This is a genomic window from Actinotignum sanguinis (assembly GCF_003957255.1).
GTDB classification, from domain to species: domain Bacteria; phylum Actinomycetota; class Actinomycetes; order Actinomycetales; family Actinomycetaceae; genus Actinotignum; species Actinotignum sanguinis.
The window spans coordinates 1-25,818 of the sequence record NZ_QDIE01000008.1; the positions used below are offsets into that span (position 1 = coordinate 1).

20 protein-coding genes, 4 tRNA genes and 1 pseudogene are annotated in these 25,818 nt (G+C 62.7%); 2 read left to right on the forward strand and 23 right to left on the reverse strand.

Annotated elements, in window-relative coordinates:
* Positions 1-367: 367 nt before the first annotated feature.
* The 8 genes from rplL to DDD64_RS03320 all read right to left on the reverse strand — a co-directional run bounded on the left by rplL (position 368) and on the right by DDD64_RS03320 (position 5,977).
* Positions 368-757 carry a 50S ribosomal protein L7/L12 gene (rplL, locus tag DDD64_RS03285; protein WP_016443115.1) on the reverse strand — a complete coding sequence of 130 codons (390 nt, stop codon included), beginning with the start codon at positions 755-757 and terminating at the stop codon, positions 368-370.
* Positions 758-933: 176 nt separating this feature from the next.
* Positions 934-1,455, reverse strand: a complete 522-nt coding sequence (gene rplJ / locus DDD64_RS03290; protein ID WP_016443116.1) for a 50S ribosomal protein L10 — start codon at positions 1,453-1,455, stop codon at positions 934-936.
* Positions 1,456-1,712: 257 nt separating this feature from the next.
* Entirely contained in the window at positions 1,713-3,044 is a 1,332-nt protein-coding gene (locus tag DDD64_RS03295; RefSeq protein WP_126135015.1) for a glycosyltransferase family protein, read from the reverse strand.
* Between the two features lie 109 nt (positions 3,045-3,153).
* Entirely contained in the window at positions 3,154-3,855 is a 702-nt protein-coding gene (gene rplA / locus DDD64_RS03300) for a 50S ribosomal protein L1 (RefSeq protein ID WP_126135016.1), read from the reverse strand.
* Between the two features lie 179 nt (positions 3,856-4,034).
* Positions 4,035-4,469, reverse strand: a complete 435-nt coding sequence (gene rplK, locus DDD64_RS03305; protein ID WP_016443119.1) for a 50S ribosomal protein L11 — start codon at positions 4,467-4,469, stop codon at positions 4,035-4,037.
* A gap of 222 nt (positions 4,470-4,691) precedes the next feature.
* The gene (gene nusG / locus DDD64_RS03310; RefSeq protein WP_126135017.1) at positions 4,692-5,567 is read right to left on the reverse strand and encodes a transcription termination/antitermination protein NusG; all 876 of its coding nucleotides are present in this window, start codon (positions 5,565-5,567) and stop codon (positions 4,692-4,694) included.
* A gap of 42 nt (positions 5,568-5,609) precedes the next feature.
* Positions 5,610-5,849: a preprotein translocase subunit SecE gene (gene secE, locus DDD64_RS03315; protein WP_016443121.1), complete on the reverse strand. Its 240-nt coding sequence runs from the start codon at positions 5,847-5,849 to the stop codon at positions 5,610-5,612.
* Positions 5,850-5,904: 55 nt separating this feature from the next.
* Positions 5,905-5,977 (reverse strand) — tRNA-Trp (locus DDD64_RS03320).
* 201 nt (positions 5,978-6,178) lie between these two features.
* On the opposite strand from DDD64_RS03320, the gene DDD64_RS03325 reads away from it, so the two are divergent.
* Positions 6,179-7,387, forward strand: a complete 1,209-nt coding sequence (locus tag DDD64_RS03325; protein WP_407706484.1) for a pyridoxal phosphate-dependent aminotransferase — start codon at positions 6,179-6,181, stop codon at positions 7,385-7,387.
* 91 nt (positions 7,388-7,478) lie between these two features.
* Here DDD64_RS03325 and phoA read toward each other — a convergent pair whose 3' ends face one another.
* Complete coding sequence (gene phoA / locus DDD64_RS03330) at positions 7,479-11,279, reverse strand: alkaline phosphatase (RefSeq protein ID WP_126135019.1); 3,801 nt, start codon at positions 11,277-11,279, stop codon at positions 7,479-7,481.
* A gap of 208 nt (positions 11,280-11,487) precedes the next feature.
* Positions 11,488-12,834, reverse strand: coding sequence for a phosphotransferase (locus tag DDD64_RS08900; RefSeq protein ID WP_206435371.1), 1,347 nt, complete (start codon positions 12,832-12,834; stop codon positions 11,488-11,490).
* A gap of 65 nt (positions 12,835-12,899) precedes the next feature.
* Here DDD64_RS08900 and DDD64_RS03340 point away from each other — a divergent pair, with 65 nt between their 5' ends.
* Positions 12,900-13,919 (forward strand): adenosine deaminase, encoded by a 1,020-nt coding sequence (locus DDD64_RS03340; RefSeq protein ID WP_126135020.1) that lies wholly within the window; start codon positions 12,900-12,902, stop codon positions 13,917-13,919.
* On the opposite strand, the gene DDD64_RS03345 is transcribed toward DDD64_RS03340, so the two are convergent.
* From DDD64_RS03345 to DDD64_RS03405, 13 genes and pseudogenes are all read right to left on the reverse strand, one after another.
* Entirely contained in the window at positions 13,916-15,082 is a 1,167-nt protein-coding gene (locus DDD64_RS03345; RefSeq protein ID WP_126135021.1) for a UDP-N-acetylmuramate dehydrogenase, read from the reverse strand. The genes DDD64_RS03340 and DDD64_RS03345 overlap by 4 nt on opposite strands.
* A gap of 174 nt (positions 15,083-15,256) precedes the next feature.
* Entirely contained in the window at positions 15,257-15,427 is a 171-nt protein-coding gene (gene rpmG / locus DDD64_RS03350) for a 50S ribosomal protein L33 (RefSeq protein WP_016443127.1), read from the reverse strand.
* A 39-nt stretch (positions 15,428-15,466) separates the two neighbouring features.
* Positions 15,467-15,540, reverse strand: a tRNA-Met gene (locus DDD64_RS03355).
* Between the two features lie 27 nt (positions 15,541-15,567).
* A tRNA-Thr gene (locus tag DDD64_RS03360) sits at positions 15,568-15,640 on the reverse strand.
* Positions 15,641-15,737: 97 nt separating this feature from the next.
* Positions 15,738-15,819, reverse strand: a tRNA-Tyr gene (locus DDD64_RS03365).
* A gap of 147 nt (positions 15,820-15,966) precedes the next feature.
* Positions 15,967-17,016: a lipoate-protein ligase small subunit gene (locus tag DDD64_RS03370; RefSeq protein WP_126135022.1), complete on the reverse strand. Its 1,050-nt coding sequence runs from the start codon at positions 17,014-17,016 to the stop codon at positions 15,967-15,969.
* A gap of 45 nt (positions 17,017-17,061) precedes the next feature.
* Entirely contained in the window at positions 17,062-18,423 is a 1,362-nt protein-coding gene (locus DDD64_RS03375) for a ferredoxin--NADP reductase domain-containing protein (protein ID WP_126135053.1), read from the reverse strand.
* A 640-nt stretch (positions 18,424-19,063) separates the two neighbouring features.
* Positions 19,064-19,717: pseudogene (gene hpf, locus DDD64_RS03380) on the reverse strand (ribosome hibernation-promoting factor, HPF/YfiA family).
* A gap of 187 nt (positions 19,718-19,904) precedes the next feature.
* Positions 19,905-20,777, reverse strand: a complete 873-nt coding sequence (locus tag DDD64_RS03385) for a ComF family protein (RefSeq protein WP_206435372.1) — start codon at positions 20,775-20,777, stop codon at positions 19,905-19,907.
* A gap of 168 nt (positions 20,778-20,945) precedes the next feature.
* Complete coding sequence (locus DDD64_RS03390; protein WP_126135024.1) at positions 20,946-22,667, reverse strand: LpqB family beta-propeller domain-containing protein; 1,722 nt, start codon at positions 22,665-22,667, stop codon at positions 20,946-20,948.
* Positions 22,664-24,592, reverse strand: a complete 1,929-nt coding sequence (mtrB, locus tag DDD64_RS03395) for an MtrAB system histidine kinase MtrB (protein WP_241227354.1) — start codon at positions 24,590-24,592, stop codon at positions 22,664-22,666. The genes DDD64_RS03390 and mtrB overlap by 4 nt, the downstream gene beginning before the upstream one ends.
* Positions 24,589-25,272 (reverse strand): MtrAB system response regulator MtrA, encoded by a 684-nt coding sequence (mtrA, locus tag DDD64_RS03400; protein WP_126135025.1) that lies wholly within the window; start codon positions 25,270-25,272, stop codon positions 24,589-24,591. The genes mtrB and mtrA overlap by 4 nt, the downstream gene beginning before the upstream one ends.
* Before the next feature lie 134 nt (positions 25,273-25,406).
* Positions 25,407-25,796 (reverse strand): DUF3499 domain-containing protein, encoded by a 390-nt coding sequence (locus DDD64_RS03405; RefSeq protein ID WP_126135026.1) that lies wholly within the window; start codon positions 25,794-25,796, stop codon positions 25,407-25,409.
* Positions 25,797-25,818 lie beyond the last annotated feature (22 nt).

Below are 25,818 nucleotides of genomic sequence, written 5' to 3' on the forward strand. Positions count from 1 at the left end.
GGATAACCCAGTTCTAGGACTGTTTGCCTTAGAGAGCCAAGCTTTTCCAGGATGGCGAGAGCTCTTTGCTTGTCTTTGGCGGAGTACCTGATCCCGTTTGCAACTCCCGGTTTCTTATTCATTGAACTATCTCCTTAAAAATCTCTAGGAAACCGTCCGCACCCCCTTTCTTAAAGTAGTTGCCGTTGCACTTTGTGAGTGGGCAGGCCGCGCTCTCGGCGATGTCGAGAACTTCACGCGGAAGCGCATACACAAACAAGCGGATACGCCGGGGCGTATCCGCTTGTAAAACGGGGGCGCGAGCACAAAGCTCGCGCCCCGCCGGCTAATTGCTCAGCCGATAAGCCGAATGACTCGGCGTGCCGTGTTACTTGAGGGTAACGGTGGCGCCGGCGCCCTCGAGGGCTTCCTTGGCCTTGTCGGCGGTATCCTTGTCCACACCTTCGAGGACGGCCTTGGGGGCCGAGTCCACGAGGTCCTTGGCTTCCTTGAGGCCGAGGGAGGTGAGGGCGCGGACTTCCTTGATGACCGCAACCTTCTTGTCGCCAGCGGCTTCGAGGACAACATCGAAGTCGGACTTTTCTTCGGCGGCGGCACCGGCGTCGCCACCGGCAGCGGCCGGAGCGGCAACGGCGGCAACGGGAGCCGCGGCTTCAACGTCGAATTCCTCTTCGAACGCCTTGACAAAATCGTTGAGCTCAACGAGGGTGAGCTCCTTGAAAGCTGCAATGAGCTCTTCGGTCGAGAGCTTAGCCATGATGGCCTTCCTTTCCGCTCTAGCGAGCAGATCTCTATCTGGCCGGCAAACTTACCTGGCCGGCAGATCTAACTGGGTGCGCGGCTGAGGGCCGCTCCGCGACGCGTATGCCGAGCCGCGAAAACTCCGAGATATTCGTGATATCCGATATCCGGAATATCTCGAGGTGGAAGTGGCTACGCAGCCGCTTCCTGCTTGGCGCGCAAGGCGTCGATGGTGCGAACGGCCTTGGTGGCCGGCGCGTTGAGTACGTACGCTGCCTGGTACATGAGCGCCTTGAGAACACCGGCGGACTTGGCCAGCAGGACTTCGCGGGATTCGAGTTCCGCGAGCTGCTTGACGTCGTCTGCGGACAGCTGAGCGCCGTCCATCACGCCGCCCTTGAGGATAAGGGCTTCGTTCTCCTTGGCGAAGGTCTTGAGAGCCTTCGCTGCTTCCGGAGCTTCACCGGTAACGAAAGCAACGGCGGTCGGACCCTGGAAGGTCCCCTCCGCTACCTCGATTCCGGCCTGCTTCGCGGCGATATCAAGAAGAGTGTTCTTGGCGACCTTGTAGACAGCTCCACCCTGGAACGACCGGCGCAGATCTTTCATCTGGCCGACCGTCAGGCCACGGTACTCAGTAAACAGCACAGCGGTGGAGTTCTCGAAGAGCTCCTTGAGTTCCGCAATCGCTGCAGACTTATCGGTCCGTGCCATGGGGCCTCCTTCCGGTCTTACCCGCAGGATCGGCAACGAAAAAGCCCCGCGCGGTAAGGCACGGGGCTTGGATGACCTGCCGTGAGCACGGCAACATTCAGCTCTGTTCTTACCTGCGCTGGCCTCGCGGTGCGAGTTTGATCCCGTTGGAACCTGCGGTCTTTGGCATCGGTTAGTCTATCTTTTTCGCGCGGCCACGCCAAGGCCGAGTAGCGTGGCTTGCCTCACGGGTGCAGCCGGGAGGTACGACGGCGCAGCTAGGCCCATACCGGCCCAGCGAGCATACACAGGTAACCCAGCGCCCCCGCACCCATGAGCACACCGCGCCAGATAGGCCGGTCAGCGAGGTGGGCGATGGCGGCTAGAGCCCCAGCCACATTGGCGATTCCGTAGCGGCGCGGAATGGAACGGAAATACAGGCCACCGTTGATAATTTCCCGCACCTGGACCACCACTCCGACGATGAGGGGCCCGGTAGCGCCCAAAAGCCCGAGAACCCGCCCGCGCACCGAACGCAACCCCAGCACCAGGGCAAGCAGCGGGCCAGCCAGCAATATCAGGTAGGCAGCCGTCCCCCAGATTTGGGTGGGAGCGGAGATGAGCTCCGGGGAGAAGTGATACTTCGCTCCCGGATTAGTCAGGCCATAGGGATTGAGGAGGCTGAGAAGCAAGGTTCCGGTGCTAGCCTCACTGACCGGGGAGGTGGAAATCGCGTTAATAGCGGGCACATACCCCTCCGGAGTTCGTGCGCCCTGGATTGCATCCCAGCCCAGGTAGCAGGCCGCCACCGTGAGGATCTGAGTACCGAGCAACACCGCGAGGGGCCGCCGCTCCGCGCGCCCGAATCCGGCCACTCGCGGCCAGCAGATAGCAAGCGCGACAGGTACCAGCACGGCCAGAATTCCGGTAACGGAAATGACTCGGGAAAGGCAAATAGCTGCGGTTATAAGCGCGGGCAGCACCCAGCCGGTCTTTTTACCCACCATGATGCGCGCGCTCAGCCAGACCGCGGCCGCACCGGCCAGCGGACCAACGGCATCGTTATGCACCATGGTGGCACTTGCCGCCACCGAGGGCACTGCCAGGAAGAAAAGCGCCGCGGCGAAGGACACCGCCGGGCTCAACCGCCACGCGCGCAGCGCGGCATAGAAGAGCCCCACGCCGACAGCCACCAGCACGGCCGAACCCAGGCGCGCCCCCGTGAGAAAGCTCAGTCCCGCCATACCGGCCAGGCGTGCGATGGCGCCGTCGACCAAAAAATACAGCGGCGGGTGGAAAGCATTGTAGTTTTCCGCACGATAGGGCCACTCCGCGGGGGCCACCTGATCCCATGCCGCGCAGGGAGGCGGGGTGATGGCCGTGCCCGCCGGGGCGTGACAGGCCCAAGCTTGACGTGCCTGCGCGGCCATCACATCCCCGGGAGCGGGAATGCTGCCGTGGGAGGCTTTGAGGGAGTAGTCCAGGTAGGTCCACTCCCCCACGGGATTGATGGACGGGTTGTGCGCGAAGGCCCAGGCCGCCCACCCCAGGCAGAGCGCCATGAGGAGGCAGGCGAGCAATGTGTCACGTACACGCGGATGGGAAGTCACGGCTCTAGCCTAAAGCACGGTTACGACAAGAAAAAACGCGAAAGGCGGAGCCCCCTGAGGATCCCCGCCTTTCGCGCTACAGCATTACTGCCGAGCCCGCAGCTCTACCTTAGGCTTCGGCGCGAGTCTTGGCAGCGTCAATCGGAATACCCGGGCCCATCGTGGTGGACACGGTGGCCTTGAGAATGTAGCGGCCCTTCGAGGAGGACGGCTTGAGACGCATGATCTCTTCGTAAGCGGCAGCGTAGTTCTCCAGGAGCTGCTGCTCGGTGAAGGAGGTGTTGCCGATGATGAAGGGCAGGTTGGAGTTCTTGTCCACGCGGAATTCGATACGGCCGCCCTTAATATCGCTGACAGCCTTCGCCACGTCCATGGTAACGGTGCCGGTCTTGGGGTTCGGCATGAGACCACGGGGGCCGAGCACGCGACCGAGGCGACCGACCTTGCCCATCATATCCGGGGTGGCCACAGCCGAATCGAAATCGGTCCAGCCGCCGGCAACGCGTTCAATGAGTTCGTCGCTGCCAACTTCGTCCGCGCCAGCTTCGATCGCCTGCTGGGCCCGCTCGCCCTGGGCGAAGACGATCACCCGGGCGGTCTTGCCGGTGCCATTGGGCAGGCTCACGGTACCGCGAACCATCTGATCCGCCTTACGCGGATCCACGCCGAGACGGAACACAACCTCAACGGTTGCGTCAAACTTCGTCACCGACGTTTCCTTCGCGAGGCGCATTGCCTCCGCGGGGGTGTAGAGCACGCCGTCCGCAATCTTTTCTGCTGCGGCGCGGTATGCCTTCGAGCGCTTTGCCATTTCTGCTTCTCCTTTAGTGCAGGTGTGGTCAACGAGCCTGCGTGGCCCTTCCACGGTTCCGCGCGGGAACCTGCAGACGCTGAGAGCGCGGTTGCTCGATGCTCTCAGGTCCGGTTAAGTTGTGGTCTCGGTTCGTGGTGGAACGACGGCGCCGCCCCGCCAACAACTCAGCTATCTATTTAGATAGCGTCCGAGGTGATGCCCATGGAGCGGGCGGTGCCGGCAATGATGCGGGCGGCGTTATCAATGTCATTCGCATTGAGATCCGGCTCCTTGATCTTCGCGATTTCGCGAAGCTGATCAGCCGTGAGGTGCCCAACCTTCTGGGTGTGCGGAGTGGGAGAACCCTTCTGCACCCCGGCAGCCTTCTTAATGAGCTGCGCCGCCGGCGGGGTCTTGAGAACGAAATCAAATGTGCGGTCCTCGTAGACGGTGATTTCCACCGGGACGATGTTTCCGCGCTGGGATTCGGTCGCGGCGTTGTACGCCTTCGTGAACTCAACAATGTTCACGCCGTGCTGACCGAGAGCCGGACCAACCGGCGGGGCCGGGGTGGCCTGGCCGGCAGGAATCTGTAGCTTAATGAAGCCTGCAACCTTCTTCTTCGGTGCCATATCTGGTCCTTTTCTCATTGAACAGCCGTCGCAATGGCTAGCGACGGCACGCCTATCTATATTACGGGAAAGTGAGCGATGCACAAAGCCCCGCCCGTGTGAGACACACCGCGGAGCTTATGCAAAATGACGCGCGATACGTGCAGGTTTTCTCAAAACGGGCACGCCTATACGCACTCACGAGTATAAAAGTACGACGACGGCGCAGCGGCCACGAGGGCGTTAGTCTTCCTTGCGCACCTGGGCGAAGGAGAGCTCCACCGGAGTTTCCTGGCCGACGAGGGTCATCATAACGGTGAGGCGCTGGTTTTCGGCGTCGATCTCCGAAACGGTAGCCGGCATCCCGGCCCACGGTTCGGCGGTGAGGGTAACCGGATCGCCCACCTCGAAGGGAGCGATGGTTTCCGGGGCCGCGCCGGTGGGCAGGCCCGCCGCGCGTGCTTCGTCCGCCGCGGCGGCTTCCACCACGGGAGTCAGCATGGTGACAACCTCATCAAAGGTGAGGGCCACCGGGGTACGACCATTGCCCACGAATCCGGTGACGCCGTTGGTGGACTGCACCACGCGCCAGGAATCATCGGTGAGATTCATGCGAATAAGCACGTAACCGGGCATGCGCACTCGGGACACGAGCTTGCGCTGCCCGCGGCGCACTTCGAAGACTTCTTCCATGGGGACTTCGATCTGGAAGATGTAGTCCTCCATGTTCATGGAGACGAGACGGACTTCCAAGTCCTGCTTGACGCGCTTTTCGTAACCGGAGTACGTATGGAGCACGTACCAGCGGCCTTCCAGGCCCTTAAGCTTGGCTCGCACCTCTTCTTCGGTGACGATGCCGTCCTTCTTCTTGTCCTTCTTGGAAGAACGGGGAGCGGCATCCGCGGCGGGTGCAGGGGCCTCAGTTTCGGAGGACTCGCCAGTTTCCGCAGCGGCTCCGGGAGCTTCTTCAAGAGTGGCACCGGCGGTTTCTTCCGCGGCTACAGCTTCCGAGGTGGTGGTATCGGTGAGGGAATCCGCGCTGGGAGCAGCCTCCGCAGCAGGCGCGGTGGCACCCGGTTCCATAAAAAGATCGCCGTGTTCGGTAACGTTCTCAGACACGCTGTTCCCTCACTGTTCTTGGGGCCGGCCCTGGTTCTGGACCTACCCGAAGATCCAGACGGTGGCGCGACCGAAAATAAGATCGAAGATTCCGATAAAGACCATCACGGCGAGAATGAAGAGCACCACCGTGGTGAACAGCTGCCCCAGTTCCTCCCGGGAGGGGCGCTGGACGCGCTTCAATTCACCGAAGATTTCGTGGAAGAACTGCGCGAGCCGGGCAAAGAAACCCTTCTTCTCCGCAGCGCCCTTGGAGGACTTGGATGCTGCAACTTCCTTCACAGTGCGTCCTTTTCCTCGTCGTAACAATGCCCCGTCAGTATTGGCGGGGCAGGAGCAGGGTAGGAGGGACTCGAACCCCCAACCGCCGGTTTTGGAGACCGATGCGCTACCAATTGCGCCACTACCCTAGGTTGGCAACTCCACCATTATGCCTGAAACCGGAATGCTCCGCGAGCGCCGGCCGCCAGGTGGACGTTGGTGCATCACGACCGTAAGGCCGTCATACCCGGAATAGCATAGTCGATAACGCTCCGGACGTCCACTTCCGTCCCTGTCCTTGGAGAAAGGTCACAGCTCCATCCAGAACAGTGTTTAATGGGAGGGTGAGTATTACACCGACGTCGAAGACCCCGCGCCGCGTTTCTGCGCGCCTGGAAGCCCTTGCGCCCTCCGCCACTCTCGCGGTGGATGCCCGCCAGCGTGAGCTGCGGGCGGCCGGCCGCCCCATTATTTCCTTCGGGGCCGGGGAACCGGACTTCCCCACCCCGGCTCATATCGTGGCCGCAGCGGCCGCCGCCACCGGGGATATCCGGAATCACAAGTATTCCGATCCCAATGGCTTGCCGGAACTGCGCGAGGCGATTTGCGCCAAAGTCGCTTTCGATGCGAAGGTGCGGATTTCCCCGGGCGACGTCGTCGTTACTAACGGCGCCAAGCAAGCGAACTTTGAAGCCTGGGCGGCGCTTATCGACCCGGGCGATAACGTGCTCCTCCCCTCCCCCTACTGGGTGACCTACCCGGAAGTCATTAAGCTCTTCGGCGGTACCGTCACCGAGGTGTACGCGCCCCCGGCGCAGGGCTTCAAAGTGAGCGTGGAGCAGCTCGAAGCGGCCCGCACCGATAAAACGAAGGCGCTGCTGCTGTGCTCACCCACCAACCCCACCGGGGCGGTCTATAGCGCCGCGGAAGTGCGCGCCATCGGCGCCTGGGCCCTCGAGCACGGGATTTGGCTGGTGGTCGATGAAATTTACGAACACCTCACTTACGACGGGGTACGCACGGCCTACCCGCTGGCCGAAGTTCCCAAACTGGCCCAGCAAACCCTGGTTATCGGTGGGGTCTCGAAGTCTTTCGCCATGACGGGGTGGCGGGTCGGCTGGCTTTACGGCCCCTCGGACGTCATCGCCGCGGTCAAACGGGTACATTCGCATCTGACCGGGAATATCAATAATGTGGCGCAGCGTGCCACCATCGCCGCGCTCACCGGCCCGCGCGACCGCATTGAGGAGATGCGCGCGGGCTTCGCGCGGCGCCGCAGCCGCATCGTCAGCGAACTGGCCAGTATCGACGGGGTGAACGTTGCGCCCCCGGATGGTGCTTTCTATGTTTTTGCCGACGTCGCAGGCCTGCTGGGCGGGACGGGCCCCCGCCGCGCCACGAGCTCCCTGGAACTGGCCGATCAGCTTCTCAGCGATATTAATGTGGCCGCGGTGCCCGGGGAGGCTTTCGGGGTGGGCGGCTTCCTGCGCTTCTCCTACGCGCTCTCCGATGCCGAGCTGGCCGAAGGCATGGCGCGACTGCGCGAGTACTTCGCCTAACAGCCTTCTTTTCAACGCCTGTGGGCCGCGACGTTTCCGCCGCGGCCCACAGTGTTGTTACCCGTTAGTCAGGCAAGTTTAGCGCTGGTATTTAGCGCCGCACCGCCGGAGTGTCGGTGCCGTTACCGTCCCAGTCACCGACGAAGAGTTCGTCAGCAACGCGCCCGTAATGGAGCGTGAGATCGGCCGGTCCCGCACTGAGGGAGTTCTTCACGAGCAGCGCGTTGCCGCGGCGCACCGCGAAGGTGTCCGTGCCATTACCGTCGAAATCTCCAGTGAAGACTTCATCGGCGGCTTTACCGTAGGAGAACTGGGTATCGGCGTTCCCCGAGACAATGGTGTTCTTGACGAAGATGGCGTTGCCGCGGCGCACCGCGAAACTATCCTTGCCATCCCCGTTCCAGTCACCGACCAGCGGGGTGTCCCCGTAGCGGCCGTAGCTGATGACTTCATCCGCGTCCCCGCTCTTGAGCGAGTTCGCTACGTAGAAGGTATTGCCGCGCTGGACCGCGAAGGTATCCTTACCGTCGCCATTCCAGTCACCCACGAGCACGGTGTCCTCGGCCTTACCGTAGGAGAATTCAACGGGTGCCTTGCCACCCTGGAGAGTATCGGAAACGTAGAAGGTATTGCCGCGGCGCACCGCGAAACTATCCTTGCCATCCCCGTTCCAGTCACCCACGAATACGTCGTCGCCCGCGCGTCCGAAGCTGAACACAGCTTGAGCCACGGTGGCTGTCCAGTTGTTGGAGACGTAGAAGGTGTTTCCGTTATCGGAAGGCGTTACCGGAGCGCTGGGATCCGGGGTGGGATCCGGGGTGGGATCCACGGTCGGATCCGGCGTCGGATTGACGGTCGGATCAACACTGGGGTCAACGCTCGGCTCCACGCTCGGATCCGGATTCGCACCTTCCTTAACGAACTGGTTGACAACCGGCTGCGATTCCTTATCCAGGCCGAGCGCATTCGCCACGGTGTAGTGGAGGTCGGTCTGGTCGGTACGCCCGATCACGTTTTCTGCGCCCGGACCCGAGGCCGCGATACGCAGCTGCGCGCCGGTGTGGCCCTGGCCGCCGCGCGCCACCTCATTGGAGGCCGCGGTGTTGTAGGACATCTGCATATAATCGCCATCCACCGTCTTGAGGATGGTGTTCACGCCCGAGGTGGTGCTTCCCACCCCCACGATCTGCGAGGTGTGGGCGTGATCGGCAGTCACGAGGATAAGGGTGGGCTCGCCATTCTCCTTGGCCCAGCGCTGCGCCACCGCAACGGCCTGATCCAAATCATCCAGCTCACCAATCTGACCGCAAGCATCCGCGCCGTGATCAGCCTTATCAATCGAGGCGGCTTCCACCTGGAGGAAGAATCCGGTGTCGTTCTTGAGCAGATCCATGGACTTTTGGGTCATGGCCGCCAGGGTGGGAACATCGGCGGTGCGCTTCGGGTTGATCGTGCAGGTCTCGTAGTTTTCCGGTTTACCCGGAGTCGGGACCGACTCGTTGAACATGCGCGGCATATTACCGGGGGTGAAGAGGCCGAGGACCGGCTTATCCTGGTTGGCTTCGGTCAGGGCAGCCATCTGCTCCGCCGTCGTCACAATCTGGAAATCGTTATCACGCGCGTTTTCCAGCACGGACTTACCGGCCGTCCACCGCGTCGTCTCACCCCAGGTACCGGACACCTGGACTTCGGCGTCGAAGTACTTCGCGCCCCCGCCCATCGTCACGTCCGCGCGGGTATCCACGAGCTGTTCGGAAATCGAGCCCATTCCGCCATTTTCACGCAGATCCGAGCCCTTGGCCGGTTTCGCGTTCCCGGAGGGAGCGTAATGCGAGCGGCTGGTCACGTGGGCACCCATCACCGCCGGGGTCACATCCTGCACTTCGGAGGTGGTGATATTACCGGTCTTGAGCCCGGCCCGCTTCGCCTTCTCCAGGAGGTTCTCCTGGGGCTTTTGCGCCAGGTCCACGCCGATAGCGCCGTTGTACGTCTTCGTGCCGGTAGCCCAGGCGGTGCCCGAAGCGGCCGAATCGGTCACGTAGTTAATGGCGCCGTCGCGGTCAATGGAGAAGTGGGTGTAGGAACCGGTGTACTCGAGGTTATCGATACCGGGCAGGCGCCCGTTCGCACCGTAGAGGTAGTTGCGGGCAGAGGTGATTTCCGAATCACCCATCCCGTCACCGATGAAGAGCACCACGTTCTTGGCCTTGGCATCCGAACGCTGCTCGCCGTTCTTCCCGTACTGGGCGAAGTCACCGGGGGCCGGCACGGTCACCTTGCCGTTTTCGTCCACGGCGATGGCCATCTTGGCCCCGCCAGCTACCGGCTTGGCCAGCTTGGCATCGCTGGCATCGGTGGAGGCTTCGGCGTTGAGCGACAACGCATTACCGATGGTGTAGAAAAGGTCGGTTTGGTCGGTTTGGCCCAGCACGTTTTCTTCGCCGGGGCCGTAGGCCGCCACGCGCAGCTGCGCACCGGTGTGCTGCTGGGAACCGGAATTGGTGCCGTCCTCACGCACCGGAGTGGTGCCGTAGAGGATGGACATCGGGGAACCATCGGCGGTGGTCAGGCGGGTCACGGGGCCCACGTGGTCGTCGCCGTCGGATACAATCTGCGCGGTATGCGAGTGATCCGCGGTCACGATAACGAGGGTCTGGCCGTCCTTCTTCGCGAAGTCCAGGGCGACCTTGGTGGCCTGGTCGAGGCGATCGGTTTCCCCGATCTGCCCGCAGGCATCCGAAGCGTGATCGCGCTTGTCAATGGAGGCAGATTCGACCTGGAGGAAGAAGCCCTTTTCCGCGCTCGGATCATCGAGCAGCTCGATGGCCTTGCGGGTCATATCCACCAGCTCGGGCTGGGTGCCAATATCCTGCTTTTCGCAGGTGAGCGGATTGGCCTTGGCCCCGCCCACCTTCGCCGTGGAGGACTTGTACGCGGTGGTCATATTCGAGGGAGCGAAGAGTCCGAGAACCGGGGACTCCTGGTTTGCCTTGGTGATTCCCGCGAGTTCATCCGCGGTGGTTGCCACCTGGAAACCGTTCGCGCGGGCGTTATCAACAACCGACTTATTGGCTTCCCACTGGGTGTTGTACTTGGCCGCGCCCTCGAGGAAGGGGTTGGTGTTTCCGGAGGCCGTGGTCACCGTGGCATCGAAGTACTTCGCACCGCCACCCAGGGTGACATCGGCGCGGGTGTCCACAATTTGCTCCGAAATGGAGCCGAGCCCGCCGTTTTCCCGCAGATCCGCGCCCTTGGCCGGCTTCGACTTCCCGGAGGGAGCGTAGTAGCTGCGGCTGGTGGAATGCGCACCCATCACGGCCGGGGTGGCATCTTGAATATCGGAGGTGGTCACGTTGCCGGTACGCATTCCGGCATTCTTGGCCTGCTCAATGAGGTTCTGCACCGGTTTGCCGGCCAGATCCACGCCGATAGCTCCGTTGTACGTCTTCGTACCGGTGGCCCAGGCGGTACCCGAGGCGGCCGAATCAGTCACGTAATTGAAAGAACCATCCTTATTGACCGAATGGTGCGTGTACATGCCTTCAGAGGTGAGCTCATCAATACCTTCAAAACGCCCCGAGGCGCCCTTGAGGTAGTTGCGGGCCGCGGTAATTTCCGACTGGCCCATGCCGTCACCAATAATGAGGATAACGTTGCGGGCCTTGGCGTTGGAACGCCCCTGGCCCGCCTTACCGAATTGCGCGCAATCACCGGGTTTGGGCGGAATAACGTTTCCTTGCGAATCGAAAATTACGCAGTTTTCCGGCCCGTTTGCGGTGCGGTAGGTGGTGTTTTCCGCCGAAGCGGCACCTCCCGCGAGCGCCGAGAAGCCGACCGCGGCAACAGCTGCTGCTGCCACCGCGCGCCGGGCAGTGAAATGTGAGGATCCCATTGTCCTTTTATCCCTTCTAACAGAACGTGGGCCCTCCTAGATTCACTTAATTCATTTACCAGAAAGCAATCAGAATGTAACGCGGAGGTTAACAGTGCGTGGGATATGCGGTGGGTGCGCGGTACGCGCGTGAATATTCAGGCACGCACTACACACGGTCACGGCGACGACGCCGCCCGCCGGCCCGCGGGCGCATCGGGCGCGCATGCTATCCGCGCGAATAGGCATTCCCCCCGTATCCGGCCAGGTAACGAGCCCGTGAGAGCCAATGTTCGGCTTCGCGCAGCCTCCCGAGGGCATCGTGTTCCCAGCGGGTGCCGTCGGTGCGCGCGGCCCCGGCAACAAGGGAGAGGGTCACTCCGGCAGCCCGCGCGTATACGGGGGCGGCAGGTAAACGCTGTTCTAGTAGGGCGCACCACTGCCCCAGGATGGAACGCAGGTGCGGATAGGCGGTCGGAGCCAGGTGAGGCAGCACGCTCATATGCCCGAGCAAGCAGGCCCAGTCATCGGCCCGGTACCCCGGGCCGAGGGAATCCACATCAATAACCCCGGCGATCCACCCGGTGGGCGCGGGGGTGGATGCGGGTGCGGGCGCGAATGCTGGAGCGGCCGCGGGTGCGGGTGCGGGTGCGGGCACGAATGCTGGAGCGGACGGGCCGCGCTGCACGAAAATATTGGCTTCGTAGAAGTCTCCGTGCACGGGCACGATGGGTCCGGGATCGAGGCTGGCCATCATCTGCGTCACCCCGCTGGCTACCGCGTGGGCACGAGCTGCGATACCGGGGAGCGCAACCGCGGCAGCGTGCGCGTAGTGACCTACCCGGTCCGCCCAGGCCGGCCGGTGGGTGAGGTGGACGGCCGCGGCCGGCAGGCTTTCTTGGAGATTCCAGAGGGTGTCGAAAAGCGCGATGCTGTGCTCCCCCAGCCCGCGCGCCAGCCAATTCGCCAGCGGTTCGCCCGGGAGGGTAGAGATAAGGACGAGGCCGCTCGGGTCTTCGCGCACCACCCGCGGGGCCAGCACCCCGGCTTCCCCGAGCATGCGATGGCGTTTGGCCAGGGATTGCGCGGCGGGCGGGCGCAGCACCTTCGCGAACACACTTCCGCCACTGCGGGTGGTGACTTTGACGACGGCGCGCCTGGTAGGCCGGTAGCTCTTGAGCTCGACCGCAGCTTTTTCTCCCAAAAATGCCGATATCCGGCTCGGGGTGACGGCCAGCGGCAAGGCGGGAAGCTCTGGATCATTGGGGTATTCCCACACCCAGACGGCGGTGTCCCGGTGGGTGAGGCGAACGAGGGTCGGGGTGAAGGTTTGAGAGAGCTGCGCGGTGGAGGCGCAGAGGTATTTTTCCCGCGGGCTACCGGTGGGACGCCCGCCTTCTCCACGCGCGCGGGCGGTCACGGTGTAGCTGACCGTCACTCCGGCCCCGGGGCGGTGATTGACGCGGTGGACCGCCCAAGAACTGAGCTGCCAAGCGGGAAGAGCGGTGGCGAGCATCGACCCGGCGTCCGGGCCGGTGAGCAGCGCCAAATCAGCACTTTCCGAAGATGCAGCCATAGAACAATAGTGCCGCATCCACCCCGGTGGCACAATGCGGGCGCGCGGCGTGGGAAGATGGAGGGGTGCGTGACCTTGCAGCCCTCCCCAAAGCCCATGTGCATCTGCACTTCACCGGCTCGCTCAGCGTGCCCAGCCTCGTGGATATGGCCCGGAGCGCCGGCGTGCGCCTGCCCGAGAACCTGACCGATAACGTGGCGATGCAGGTGCCCGCGGACCAGCGGGGATGGTTCCGATTCCAACGTGCGTATGATGCTGCGCGCGCCGTCGTACGATCCGAAGAAGCAATGCGGCGTATCGTACGCGAAGCAGCCCGAGCCGACCGGGCGGAAGGATCACGCCGCCTGGAAATTCAAATCGACCCGACCTCCTACGCACCCTACGTCGGCGGTATTACCCCGGCCCTCGAAATTGTCCTAGACGAGGCGAAAGCGGCCACCCGGGATACCGGTGTTGATATGGGGATCATCGTGGCGGCCTCACGTACCCGTCATCCCCTTGATGCCCGCACCCTGGCCCGCCTGGCTGCCCGCTACGCCGGGGACGCCCCCGGTGAGGTCGTGGGTTTCGGGCTCTCCAACGATGAGCGGCGGGGGCGCACCGCGGAATTTGAGGCAGCTTTCCGCATCGCCAGGCGAGCCGGACTGCGTTCCGTTCCCCACGGCGGGGAATTGCTCGGCCCTGAGCATCTGCGCGAAGTCATCACGCACCTGAATCCGGACCGGCTCGGGCACGGGGTACGGGCCGCCGAGGATCGCCGCCTCATTGCCGAAATTGTGGAGCGCGGAATCGCGCTGGAAGTCTGCCCCGCCTCGAATGTGTCGCTCGGAGTGTTCCGAGAAAATGAGGATGTTCCCCTGCGCACCCTCTTCGATGCCGGGGCGCTCATTGCCCTGGGTGCCGATGACCCGCTACTCTTCCTGGCCCGCCTCAACGACCAGTACGATATTGCGCGCCGGCAGGGTTTTTCCGATTCCGAACTGGCCGAATTGGCCCGGCGTTCCATCCGGGCCTCCTTCGCCTCGGCCTCCGCTAAGCGCACCTGGCTCGCGGAGGTTGATGCGTGGCTGGAGGCAGATAACTAAGCCTCGAGGCCGCCGAGCACCACCGGTTCGGGGTGGAGGACCACCCCGAAAGCTTCTTTCACACCCGCCTGGATTTCCCGGGCGAGGGCGCGTAACTGGGAACCGGTAGCTCCCCCGGCATTGGTGAGCGCCAGGGTGTGCTTGGAGGAGAGCCGCGCCGGGCCGTGCCCGTAGCCGCGGGTGAACCCGGCGTGCTCAATCAACCACGCGGCGGACGTTTTGACCAGCCCATCGACCACCGGAACACCGCCGCTCAGGGTTGCGTGCGCGGCGTCGTGCACCTCATACCGCGGGGCATCGTGCGGAAGTCGCTGCGCGTGCGCGGTGGTGAGCACCGGATTGGTAAAGAAGGAACCGCAGGAGTAGGTATCGCGGTCGGCGTTATTGAGGACCATACCTTTGCCGGCGCGCAAGTCCAGCACCGCCTCGCGCACCCGGTCCGAAGGCACCCGCGCCCCGAGCTCCACCCCGAGGCGGCGAGCCAGCTGGGCGTAGCCGATGGGATCGGACACATTCGAAAGTTTCGTTTGGAAGGTTACCTCGAGGACGATATAGCGCGGGCTAGGCCCGTATTCCCCAATGGTTTCCTTGAGGATCGAGGTGCGATACCCCAGGCGCATATCCGCAAGAAACAGGGTGCGGATGCGTTCTTCGCGCCGGTCATAGACCTTGAGACGCGCGAGCGTGGCCGCCACTTCCTGCCCGTAGGCCCCGATATTCTGCACCGGCGCCGCTCCAACACTCCCGGGGATACCGGAAAGCGCCTCAAAACCGCCCCAGTCCTGGGAGATCGCGTGGACCACGAGGTCATCCCACGGAGTTCCAGGCAGCACGGAGAAATTCGCGCCTTCGCAGCTACCCAGCGAGTCCAGCACAATTCCAGAGCGCATATCGCGCAGCACAATCCCGTCGAAATGGCTATCGGCCGGGAGGATATTCGAGCCGCCCCCGATCATGAGGAGCGGGATGCCGCTCGCGTCCGCGCGGCGCACGGTATCCACCACCTCGGCTTCGGTGGTGGCTTCAACGAGTTCGGTGAACGTACCGCCCACGCCGATAGTGGTGAGTTCAGCGAGGGTGCTTGCACCGCGGCGGGCTCGGGTGGAGAGGACCGGCGCGCTCACGTGATGCGGTTCGGGAGGTTCGGGAAGAGTACAGCTCATTGTTCTAGCCTACGGCTTTAGCGGCGACGGCGCAGCTGTGGCCCGCGCACTATCGGAACGACGGCGCAGCCCGGGCCACCGGAAAAGCAAAAAGGGAAGCCATTGAGGCTTCCCTTGAGCTGTGCCATCCCAACCGGGCTAAGCCCGGTGAGAGACCATCACACCACCGCGCTTTTAGCGGGTTTCGCGATGGTTCGTGGAGGCATTGCACCGCGAGCAGTACTTCTTGAGCTGCAGACGATCCGGATCGTTGCGGCGGTTCTTCTTCGTGATGTAATTGCGTTCCTTGCACACCTCGCAGGCGAGGGTGATCTTGGGACGCACGTCAGCAGACTTGCTAGCCATTCCTTTTTCTCCTCAAGGTTGTGCCCTACTGGTAGTCAGTAGCGGGGGCGGGGATTGAACCCGCGACCTCACGATTATGAGTCGTGCGCTCTGACCATCTGAGCTACCCCGCCTCATGTCACCGCATGAGGCGGCAACGGAGCCCCGAAAGAGAATCGAACTCTTGACCTTCTCCTTACCATGGAGACGCTCTGCCGACTGAGCTATCGGGGCGATGCCGATTTCGCAACGAGTACCAAGCTTACTCGATTCACGCTGAAAAACCAACAGTGAGAGAAATGTGAAACAGATCAACCATTTCGACATTTCGTGGCGGGTGTAGGATTCGAACCTACGAAGCGTAACGCATCTGATTTACAGTCAGGTCCCTTTGGCCGCTCGGGAAACCCGCCAATATAACTTCCGAAGAAGTATTTATCACCCGCGGAAGAAAGGCTAACTCACCGCCCTTCCGTAAGGCACCAGATGAGATTACCCAGGGAGGAAAGTTACTGTCAACTTTTGAGGCGGGAACGTGGCCACCACCACTCTCCTCGCCTTTAGGGCAGCCGGTGAATCCATTCGGGGGTGGAGAATTTCTTGTCGTAACGCTCCTGGGCCACGCGCAGATCCTCCGCGGTGATCTCACCCTGGCTCGCCCCGTATTTCTGGGTGAAAACTTCCTTGAACACCTCGATAATGGCATCGCGCGCCATCCCGGTCTGACTCTTCATGGGATCCACGCGCTTATTCGCGGAGCGGTGCCCGCGGTTCTTCTTGCCCACACTTCCCATATTGAGCACGTCCATCATCTTGTCCGCGTCGATGTCATATGCGAGGGTGACGTGGTGCACCATGTAGCCTGTCGCGAAGTGTTTCTGGGCCGCTCCGCCAATTTTGCCACGGTCGGAGGCGATGTCGTTGAGGGGGACGTAGTGTGCTTTTACCCCCACCCGCGCAAGGGCCTCGATCACCCAGGAATCGAGGAAAGGATAGGACTCCAGGAAAGACATCCCATCAACAAGCGCGGTGGGTACCACCAGCGAATAGGTGATGCAGTTGCCCGGCTCCATGAACATGGTGCCCCCGCCGGTGATACGCCGCCCCACGGTAATGCCGTGGCGATCCACCCCGTCCTGATTAATTTCATTGGAATAGGACTGGTAGGAGCCCATAACCACGAGCGGGCGATCCCATTCCCAGATGCGTAAGAACGGCTTGTGTTCCCCGCGCGCCACCGCTTCGGGGAGGGTTTCATCCATGGTCATATTGAGAACGGGGTGGATGACCGGGGTGTGAAGAACCTCAAAATCGATATCTTCCCAGGCCAGAGCGTGGCCCACCGCGCGCCGCACCGCTACCGCAACTCCGCGTGAGCTCAGCCCGAAAAGGTTATCGGTGGGCAGCACCGCCGCCTCCACCGCCTGGGTGATGGCCTCCGCGGAAGAATCCGCGTCCAGACCTTGGATCGCTTCGGTGATGCGCCACAGCGCGCTATCCGGTTCGATGAAGAAATCGCCGGAGAGGCGAACATTCGCGAGTTTGTTATCGACCACATCGAGGTCAACAATCGCCATTTTCTGGCCGAGTTCCTTGTATTCGCCGTGCATGAGCGTTCTTCTTTCTGTCACGGATGGGGAGGGATAAGCGGATAGTTAGAGAAGTGCGCCGTCGTGCGACTCCCCGCGAGAAATCGCGGTCATCGTGTCACGGTTGACCACCTTGACCCGGGCGCGCCCTTGCTGGGCTCCGAGGTTTTCTTCGAAAGCTTCCAGGAGCTCCCACCCTTCCCAGGTGGTCCATTTCACACCGCGTTCGGTGAGGAGGTCGAGAAGCCCACGCCCGCCCGAGCCATCCCCGGTGGCGCGCGCGATCCCAGCTTGAGCGTCGGCAATAAGGTGGCGAATGGTTTGGCGCGCATCGGATTTCGTGGAGCCGATCAGGCCAACGGGGCCGCGTTTGATCCACCCTGTCACGTAGTAGCCGGGCATGGTCTCCCCCGTTTCGGTGACGATGCGACCCTCCACATTCGGGATAACCCGATGGATCGGATCCCAGGGCAGCCCGTCCAGCGGCTCGGAAGCGTAGCCGATAGCGCTGTAGACCGCTTCTACCGGGTAATCCACGGTTTCTCCGGTGCCGGCCACGGTGCCGTCCCCCCGCAGCTGGGTGCGTTCCATGCGGATCCCGGTCACGTGATCCGTGCCGAGGATTTCCACCGGGGCCTGCATGAGGTGAATATGAATTCGACGCGGGGAGGTCATCTCCTCCGGGTCGTTGAAAACCCAGTCGGTGAGGAGGTCCACCACTTGACGGGTCATCTTTGAGGAATCCAGAGCCTCTTGAGACCCGGCATCGTATTGGAAATCTTCGGGATACACCTGGATATCCACCCCGGCCACTTCGCTCAATTCGCGCAGCTCAAGCGGGGTGAACTTCACCTGGGCCGGGCCGCGCCGCCCAAAGATATGCACGTGTTCGACAGGGTTGGCGCGTAGCCCGCACTCCACATTCTCGGGAATATCGGTGTGGGCGCGCAGGTCATCCACAGACCGCACGAGGATGCGGGAAATATCGAGGGCCACATTCCCCACTCCGATCACCGCGACGTTGCGGGCGTTGAGGGGCCAGGTGCGCGGCACATCCGGGTGGCCGTCATACCAAGAAACGAAATCTGCGGCCCCGTAGACTTCCGGAAGATCGGCGCCCGGAATATCGAGGGGTACGGATTGATCGGCGCCGGTGGCGACGACGACGGCATCGTAAAACTCGTGAATTTCAGACATGTGGACGTCTTCCCCGATTTTTACGTTCCCGAGGAAGCGAATATCGCCACGCTTGAGGATGGCATGGAGGGCTTTGATAATCGAGCCGATGCGCGGGTGATCCGGGGCAACCCCGTAGCGAACCAGACCGTAAGGGGTGGGGAGCTTATCGAAAAGGTCAATGCTGACCGGGATATCGGATTTGCTGAGGATATCCGAGGCGTAAATCCCGGCCGGTCCCGCGCCGATCACCGCTACCCGATAGGGGCGTTCCCGTGTGGCTTGCGTGGGTGTGGCTTGCTCGGGTGTGGCTTGCTCGGGTGTGGCCTGTTTGGTTGCTGCCGGCGAATCCTGCTCCGATGCGGAATGCGACGTGGCGTGCTCCGGGGCGGGGGATGTATGTGTCACGGCTAACTCTCCTTCTGCGTTCACCTCCCCTATCTTAGCGAGCCGCGCTCACTGCGGGCAGGGTGGTACTGGGGAACATCGAGCCGCACAGAATGGTACTGCACGACAGAAAACCGGGTGGTGACTGTAGCTCCAGTACCATTTTGTGATCCGATCCGATGATAGGCAGTCAGTTCTGCCGAGGCTCTCAAAAAGCAACGCCTCGACATCGCGGCTCGCAGGATGCAACCCGAGAACAGCGAATCCCACAGGATGCAACCTCACGACATGAAATCCTATTAATTATGTAGATAGCGTTGCACTCTGTTGTCGAAGGCGGCTGCGCATGGTCGGGTATGAGCCGGGCATATGGCGAGGGACCGGGCATGACGCTCGATCCCTCGCCTTGGTGTGTATTCGCGGCTTCGGCCCGCTTGTATTCCGCTAGTAGTATCCCGCTCTTCAGTGCGGGAAGCGCGGCACGAGCCGCCGCCGGGTGCGGTGCTTAGTGCACCGTGGTATCGAGACGAATAATCCCGTAGGTCCAGCCGTGGCGCAGGTATACCGCACACGGTTGCTTCGTTTCTTCGTCAATGAAGAGGTAGAAGGGATGCCCCACCATTTCCATTTCATAGAGAGCCTGGTCCACGGACATAGGATTGGCTTCGTAGAGCTTATCGCGCACCACAACCGGGGAATCCCCCAGCTGGGTTTCTACCGCTTCCCCGGCAGTTTCGGGACGGGTGGGATGTGCTGCTTCCACTTCTACTTCGGGTGTTGACTCCGCCTGGGCTTCCGCCGCGAGATCCTCCGCGGTAAGCGTGAGCGGTTCGCCCACCTTCTCAACCACGCGCCGGTGGGACTTGCGGCGATCACGCGAGCGGCGCAGCCGCTCAAAAAGCTTTCCGGATGCTAGATCGAGGGCGCTGTACTGATCAGCAGCTGAGGCCTCAGCCCGAATAACCGGGCCCTTGTCAATAACCGTGATTTCGATAACTTTCGAGTTATCCGCTTAGGCGGGGTTCTTTTCCTTCGACACCTCTACCTCAACGCGCTGAGCGCGCGGAGCGAACTGTTCCACCTTCGCGATTTTTTCTTCAATGTGATTGCGGAAACGGTCCGAAACTTCAGTGTTCCTACCCTTGACGATAATCTCCACGGTGTCCTCCTTGGGATGTAGTGGCGGGCGCGTGGCCCGCTGAAAAAAATGCCCGCTTCTCACGCGGATAAGAGAGGCACCACCCCCTATCCTGGGTCACCCGGTGCGCGCCTGGATCAACGTTCGCCATTGCTCGTTTCACCCGCTAACGCAGCCGGCACCGTTATTTCTTGGCATTAAGTGTAGTTCAGTTCACAACATTCGGAAAGGGCTGGAGCAGCGATAACGCTGTGCGCGAGTTCGCTGGACGCGGATCCGGAGCCAGGGCTAGGACCAAGGCCGCGAGCACCTGCCCACCCGCCTGCGCGATGGCACGGGCACACCCAGCCAGGGTAGAACCGGTGGTCAGAACATCATCAACGAGGATAACCCGCCCGGGGATAGTGATACCCGGGCGCAACCGGATTCCGCGGCCTTTTGCGGCCCGCTCGTGCTGCCCGGCAAGGTGACGTTGTCCGGCCCGGGCCCGCTTTTCTTTTGCCGCGTGTACCACCCGGTCCCGCAACTGCGCCGGCAGCATGCTAAGCACACCGTTGCCAACACCAAGTGGCACACCACCCTGGGCTTCACCGCTCAGGAGCACCGGCGCCGCCCGCGCATCTACTCCCCCGGCACCCAGCCCCCGCACTGCGGCTTGCGCTAAATGCCCGGCGATGAAACGCCCGGACCGGTGGCGCGCCGGCCCGGAGGGCGCGGGAATAACGCTGAGCGCCGTGCCTTCCCACAGCGGGGCGAGTTGCCGGCAGCGCTGCGCGAAAAGAGTGGCGAAGCGGGCGGTGAGTGCGGCGTCGTTCCCGTGTTTCCAAGTGAGGAGTGCCTGCCGGCGTACCCCGATATACTCCCCCAGGGCGAAAACCGGGAAAAGGGCTTCTTCATCACCGTTGGGGAGGATCTGCATGAGGGCCGGAGCGCGGCCTTCCCCGCCGCGCCAGCTGCCGGCTACCTCCCGGGTGCAGACCGGGCACAGGGTGGTATCCCAGGCCCCGCATCCGGCGCACCAGCGCGGAAAGATAAGGTCACCGAGAGCAGTGGCCCAGGAGCGCAGCGCAGCAACAAACATGGCTCCAGCGTGCCGCATGTTTTCCGCGAACGCAGCCACGGGCCCGCGAGCTGTGGATACACGCAGCGTTCGGGAAAATTGTGGATAGCTACCCGATAAACCCGGCTACCCCGGCTACTCCGGCTACCCCGGCTACCCCGGCTACCCCGGCTACCCCGGCTACCCCGGCTACCCCGGCAGCACGATATCCGTGACGCCGGTGGCAACCGGGCGCCAGGCCCCGCCGTCGCGAGTGGCAACAACCTGCTGGTCGGTGAGGACCACGATCGATTGTTCCCCGCGCCCGGCGGTCAGCCGCACCGCCCCCGGATAGGGGGTGACGTTGAGGCGTTCCATGGGCCCGCCCACCCGAACTGCGAAAATCAGCGGATCGGTACCGGCCGTGGCGCGTCCGAGCACCGCGATATCCGTACTGGAAATCCAGGCCACCGAACTCACATCCGCCAGGCGCTGCCCCACCTCTAGCGGATCTCCGAGCGCCGTCGGCTCGTGGCGGGCATCGCGCTGAATAGGAGCAATAAGCATCTGCACGGTGTCCCCCACCTGCGCCACGATCAGCAGCCGCGCGCCTTCGCGGGAAGCCCGCACTTCCCGAATCCGCGCCCCCTTGAGGAAAGGCGCGGTCAATTCGCGCACTCGGCCGTCATCAGCCGCGGCCAGCACCACGCCCTTGTTATCAACCTCGGAAGTCCACACCCAGCCCCAGTAGTCGTAGGAGGGCTCCACCAAGTTTTCCCCGCGCACCATCGTAAAGGGCTGGAAACCGTCGGTACTCACCCGTACTAGGGCGTCGCGCTGGGCGGTGAGCAGGGCGTAGGAGGCCACCGAATCGGAATAATTCCCGGCCATGCGAGCCACGTGAATATCGTCGAACACACCGCTGGTAAAGACCGGGCGGGTTTTGCCTTCTTCCACCTTGTAGGGCCGGTTATTCTCCAGCACCGTAAGGTCATACGCACCGTAAGGGTACGTGGGCAGGTCCGCGATGGCGATGGTATCCAGCGGCTCACCCGAAACCGTGATATTCACCGAATGCACCGGCACCACGCTCTGGCCGGTAAAGGAACGCTGGATTTGCTGCACGGCGCGGGCCTGGGATTCCCTGCTGAGGGTGGAGATTTCGGCCGTGACGTCCAAAGTCAGCACGCCGCTTTCCAGTTTCGGGCTGGAGGCCATGCGCAAGGTTGTCGGAATTTCCGAGTGCACCGCATCGGCAAGCCAGGGCGAAGGACCGGCCAGCAGCCCGGCAATCGTGGAGGAAATAAAGGTCATACGCGGGTAAAAGCGCAGGTCGGGAACCATGGTATCCGAGCCGGGCCCGATGAAGTAGAGCGGGGTACGCACGTACATCGAGGCGAAGAGGCTATCGGTCATCATGATGCCGTCTTCCAATTCGGCAATGCGCCATTCGCCGCTGGCATTACGATCCAGTTTGAACGTGGTGGAGTGGATAGCGTCCGTGGATGCCTCGGTGTAGCGCCCGCCGGTATCCACGGTCCCCTGCGCGGTCACCGAAATAACATAGGTGCCGTCCTCCCGTTGGGTGGGGGAAATGTTTTGAGAATTCGGGTACACGCGCACCTGGGAGCGCGGGTTCCAGGTGCGGCCGGCTTCTTTGGTGAGGAATTGGCGGGCGGTGGCGTAATCATCGCCCACCCCGCTGCTCCCGGCCAGCAGGAAACCGCGAATCACTTCTTCGGGTGAAGCGCCGGTAGCCGGGCCGGCCGGGGTGAGACCGAAAACAGCTTCTTCGGTGGGAGGCACGCTCGCCTCATTAACCGGCCCGGACCGCGGCAGTCGCCCGCATCCGGCCAGCGCCAGGATCATCACGCTGAGCAGCGCCGCGAGGGCACGCCCCACCCCGGGTTTCTTCAGCACGTGCGCGTTCATGCCTCCTCCTTTCCCGCTGGCCCGGTGGGCGCTGCTGTTCCGGTAGGCGCCGCTGGCCCGGTGGGCGCTGCTGTTCCGGTAGGCGCCGCTGGCCCGGTGGGCGCGCTCGCGCTTGGCGCCGTCGTACCGGACATACCCGTACCCGTTGCAGCGGATTGAGGCGACGACGCCGCAGCGGCCCCGGTGCTTGCGTCCGCGGCCGCTACCGCCCTGGCGCGGATCGCAGGAATCGTGCCGGTAGTTCCCACCGCGGTCAGGGACCCGGTGGTATCCGCACGCACGATTTCGATGGGAATATCCCCGCTATCGGCCCACTCTTCCGCGGCCGCCACCCGCAAAGGCAGCGGCGGGGTGAAGGCTGCTTTCTGGGTGCGGGGCACGGTGAGGAGGAACGTCGATCCCACCCCCAGTTCGCCGGTGGCTTGCAGGCGACCTTCGTGGAGCAGAGCATCCTCGCGGGCGATGGTCAGGCCCAGGCCAGTTCCCCCGGATTTTCGCACCCGGGAAGTATCAGCACGCCAGAAACGATCAAAAACATGAGAGGCCTGCTCGGGGCTCAGGCCGATACCGCGGTCGGATACTTCCACCGCCACCGCGGTATCCGAACCCACCACCCGCACTTTGACGGGACCTCCTTCGGCATGTTCCACCGCGTTGACCACCAGGTTGCGCACGATACGTTCGATACGGCGCGAATCCACGCTCGCTACCGTTTCCCCGCGTGCGGACAGCGTGACGGGCACCCCGTTCGCTTCGATGAGGGGGGCCTGGGAAATAATCACGCGCCGCACAATTTCTACGACGTCGATTTTGCTGGTTTCCAACACCATCGAACCCGCATCGAAACGGGAAATCTCCAGTAGGTCGGAGAGCATGGTGTCCAGGGAAATAAGTTGGGAATGCTGGAGCTCGGCCGAGCGGCGCAGGCTGGAGGGGAGTTCGGAGCGTTTATCGTAGATGAGCTGGCCGGCCATCCGGATGGTGGTAACCGGGGTGCGCAATTCATGGGACACCGCGGATACGAAATTCTGCTGCACCTGGGAGAGCCGCTCGAGGCGCGTGAATTGATCCTGGAGAGATTCTGCCATCTGGTTGAAAGCGGAGCCGAGCTGCGCTAATTCATCTTCCCCGCGATCATCCATCCGCACATCGAAAGCACCCCCGGCCAGCTGGCGGGCATTTTCCGCCGCGGCCCGCACCGGCTTCAAGACCACAGTAACGAGCACACCGGTGGCCACCGCCACGATGGTAAGAAGCGCAACAGTGGCGAGCATAAGCACCCGAGACACCTGCGCCACCGTCACCTCTTCGTTTTCTAGAGAATAGAGCGTGTAAAACTCATACATTCCAGCATTGGGAAGGCGCACGGTCGCACCGATAAGAATCCCGGGCAGGGTGGCCTCCTCCCCCTTCGCAATAGCAACCGCCTGCCATTGCGGGCTGGAAGATTCCTGCACCGCCTCCCGTAATTCCGGGGTGAGCACATCCATGACGGTTGCGGGAGTGGGCGCTCCCACATCAGCTACCAGGTAGTTACCGGTATTCTGCCCCGGAGAGCGAATGAGGGCCGTGCCCACCACCCCGCGGATCGGCTCGAATTGGGAGCGCACCTGCGCGTTCGCGATTTCTTGGACCGCCCCGGAAGTTTGGGCATTAGCTGAGTCAAAAACATATTGGGCTTGGGAGCGGGCACCGTAGAATTGCTCGGTGGCAGCGCTGACGGCACGGTCATAAAGTTGCGAACGCGTTTGGTTGGCAACAATAACCGCGGTCACGATGCTCGTGAGCACGCCGATAGCCACAATCGCGGAAACCACCCGCGCGTTGAGGGAGGTGCGCCAGGATTGTGAAAATGAGGTGAGCGCGCCACGCCCCATGCTCCCGAGGCTGCGATGAATATAGCCGCGCCGCGAAAATTGACTCACTCCTGGGTTGCCCCCGCCCGGTACCCCACCCCGCGCACGGTAATAACCACCTCGGGGTTATCAGGATCCTTTTCCACCTTGGAACGCAGGCGCTGAATATGCACGTTCACGAGGCGGGTATCGGTGGACTCGTGGCGGTAGCCCCACACCTGTTCCAGGAGCTCTTCGCGGGAGAACACCTGGTAGGGCTTGCGTGCCAGAGTGGTGAGCAGCTCAAATTCGAGGGGCGTTAGGTGGAGATCTTCCCCGTTGCGCGTGACCTGGTGGGCGCGCGGGTCGATAACCAGATCGGCAACCCGCAGCGTTTCCACTTCCGGTTCGGTGCGCCGCAAGCGCGCCTTAATGCGCGCGAGGAGCACCGAGTTCTCAAAGGGCTTGGTGACGTAATCATCCGCCCCGGCTTCCAGGCCGGCCACCACGTCCACCGAATCGGTGAGCGCGCTCATCATAATGATGGGGACATCGCTTTCTTCGCGCAGCTGGCGGGCCACCTCCACCCCGCTCATTCCGGGCAGCATGACATCCAAAAGTACAATATCCGGTGTTTCTGCCCGGAAAATAGGCAGCGCATTGGTGCCGGTGGCACACACCGTCACGGCGTATCCTTCCGATTCCAGCAGGATCGCCACCATTTCAGAGATACCGGGATCGTCATCGACCACAAGAACGCGCATAGTCATAGCGCCATTTTCTCACGTTCGTGGCAATCGTGCAGAAAAATGCGCGAATAGCGTGCGGAAGGGGCGCGCGGCCGAAGATGCGCCGTCGTGCTCGAGTCTTGCTAGTTGGCAGCCGGCGCCCGTGCGCACCACAGCTAGTCGGCTGCCGGCGTTTCCGGCTCCTCACCGCGTACCACGCTCAGGCGCGGGCGCACCGCCACATCGGAGGGGCGGCTCACCCGCCGGGTGGCGCGGGTGGGTTCGGGTGGCTGGCGGGTGGCGGTTTCCCGGATGGCATCCGCGAGGGCCATGAGGTCGGTATCCGAGGGCGGGGCCGGTTCAAATTCGGTGCGCAAGCGGATCATCTGCCAGCCGCGCGGGACCGTTACCGATTCCGCGTGCGCTTCGCACAGGTCAAAGGTGCCCGGGGCGGCCACCGGTGAGAGCGGCCCGATCACGGCGGTTGCTTCCGCGTACTGGTAGGTCAACGTGGCAACAGCCGGCTGCTGGCACGTGGTGCGCGAACACTTTCTCAACGGACTCACGCCTTAGACGTTAGCACGCCCG

Bases quoted from the DNA above. Each gene is read 5' to 3' on its own strand.
- rplL (WP_016443115.1), bottom strand. From the start codon at position 757: ATGGCTAAGCTCTCGACCGAAGAGCTCATTGCAGCTTTCAAGGAGCTC.
- rplJ (WP_016443116.1), bottom strand. From the start codon at position 1,455: ATGGCACGGACCGATAAGTCTGCAGCGATTGCGGAACTCAAGGAGCTC.
- rplA (WP_126135016.1), bottom strand. From the start codon at position 3,855: ATGGCAAAGCGCTCGAAGGCATACCGCGCCGCAGCAGAAAAGATTGCG.
- rplK (WP_016443119.1), bottom strand. From the start codon at position 4,469: ATGGCACCGAAGAAGAAGGTTGCAGGCTTCATTAAGCTACAGATTCCT.
- phoA (WP_126135019.1), bottom strand. From the start codon at position 11,279: ATGGGATCCTCACATTTCACTGCCCGGCGCGCGGTGGCAGCAGCAGCT.
- DDD64_RS08900 (WP_206435371.1), bottom strand. From the start codon at position 12,834: ATGGCTGCATCTTCGGAAAGTGCTGATTTGGCGCTGCTCACCGGCCCG.
- DDD64_RS03345 (WP_126135021.1), bottom strand. From the start codon at position 15,082: ATGAGCTGTACTCTTCCCGAACCTCCCGAACCGCATCACGTGAGCGCG.
- rpmG (WP_016443127.1), bottom strand. From the start codon at position 15,427: ATGGCTAGCAAGTCTGCTGACGTGCGTCCCAAGATCACCCTCGCCTGC.
- DDD64_RS03370 (WP_126135022.1), bottom strand. From the start codon at position 17,016: ATGCACGGCGAATACAAGGAACTCGGCCAGAAAATGGCGATTGTTGAC.
- DDD64_RS03385 (WP_206435372.1), bottom strand. From the start codon at position 20,777: ATGTTTGTTGCTGCGCTGCGCTCCTGGGCCACTGCTCTCGGTGACCTT.
- DDD64_RS03390 (WP_126135024.1), bottom strand. From the start codon at position 22,667: ATGAACGCGCACGTGCTGAAGAAACCCGGGGTGGGGCGTGCCCTCGCG.
- mtrA (WP_126135025.1), bottom strand. From the start codon at position 25,272: ATGACTATGCGCGTTCTTGTGGTCGATGACGATCCCGGTATCTCTGAA.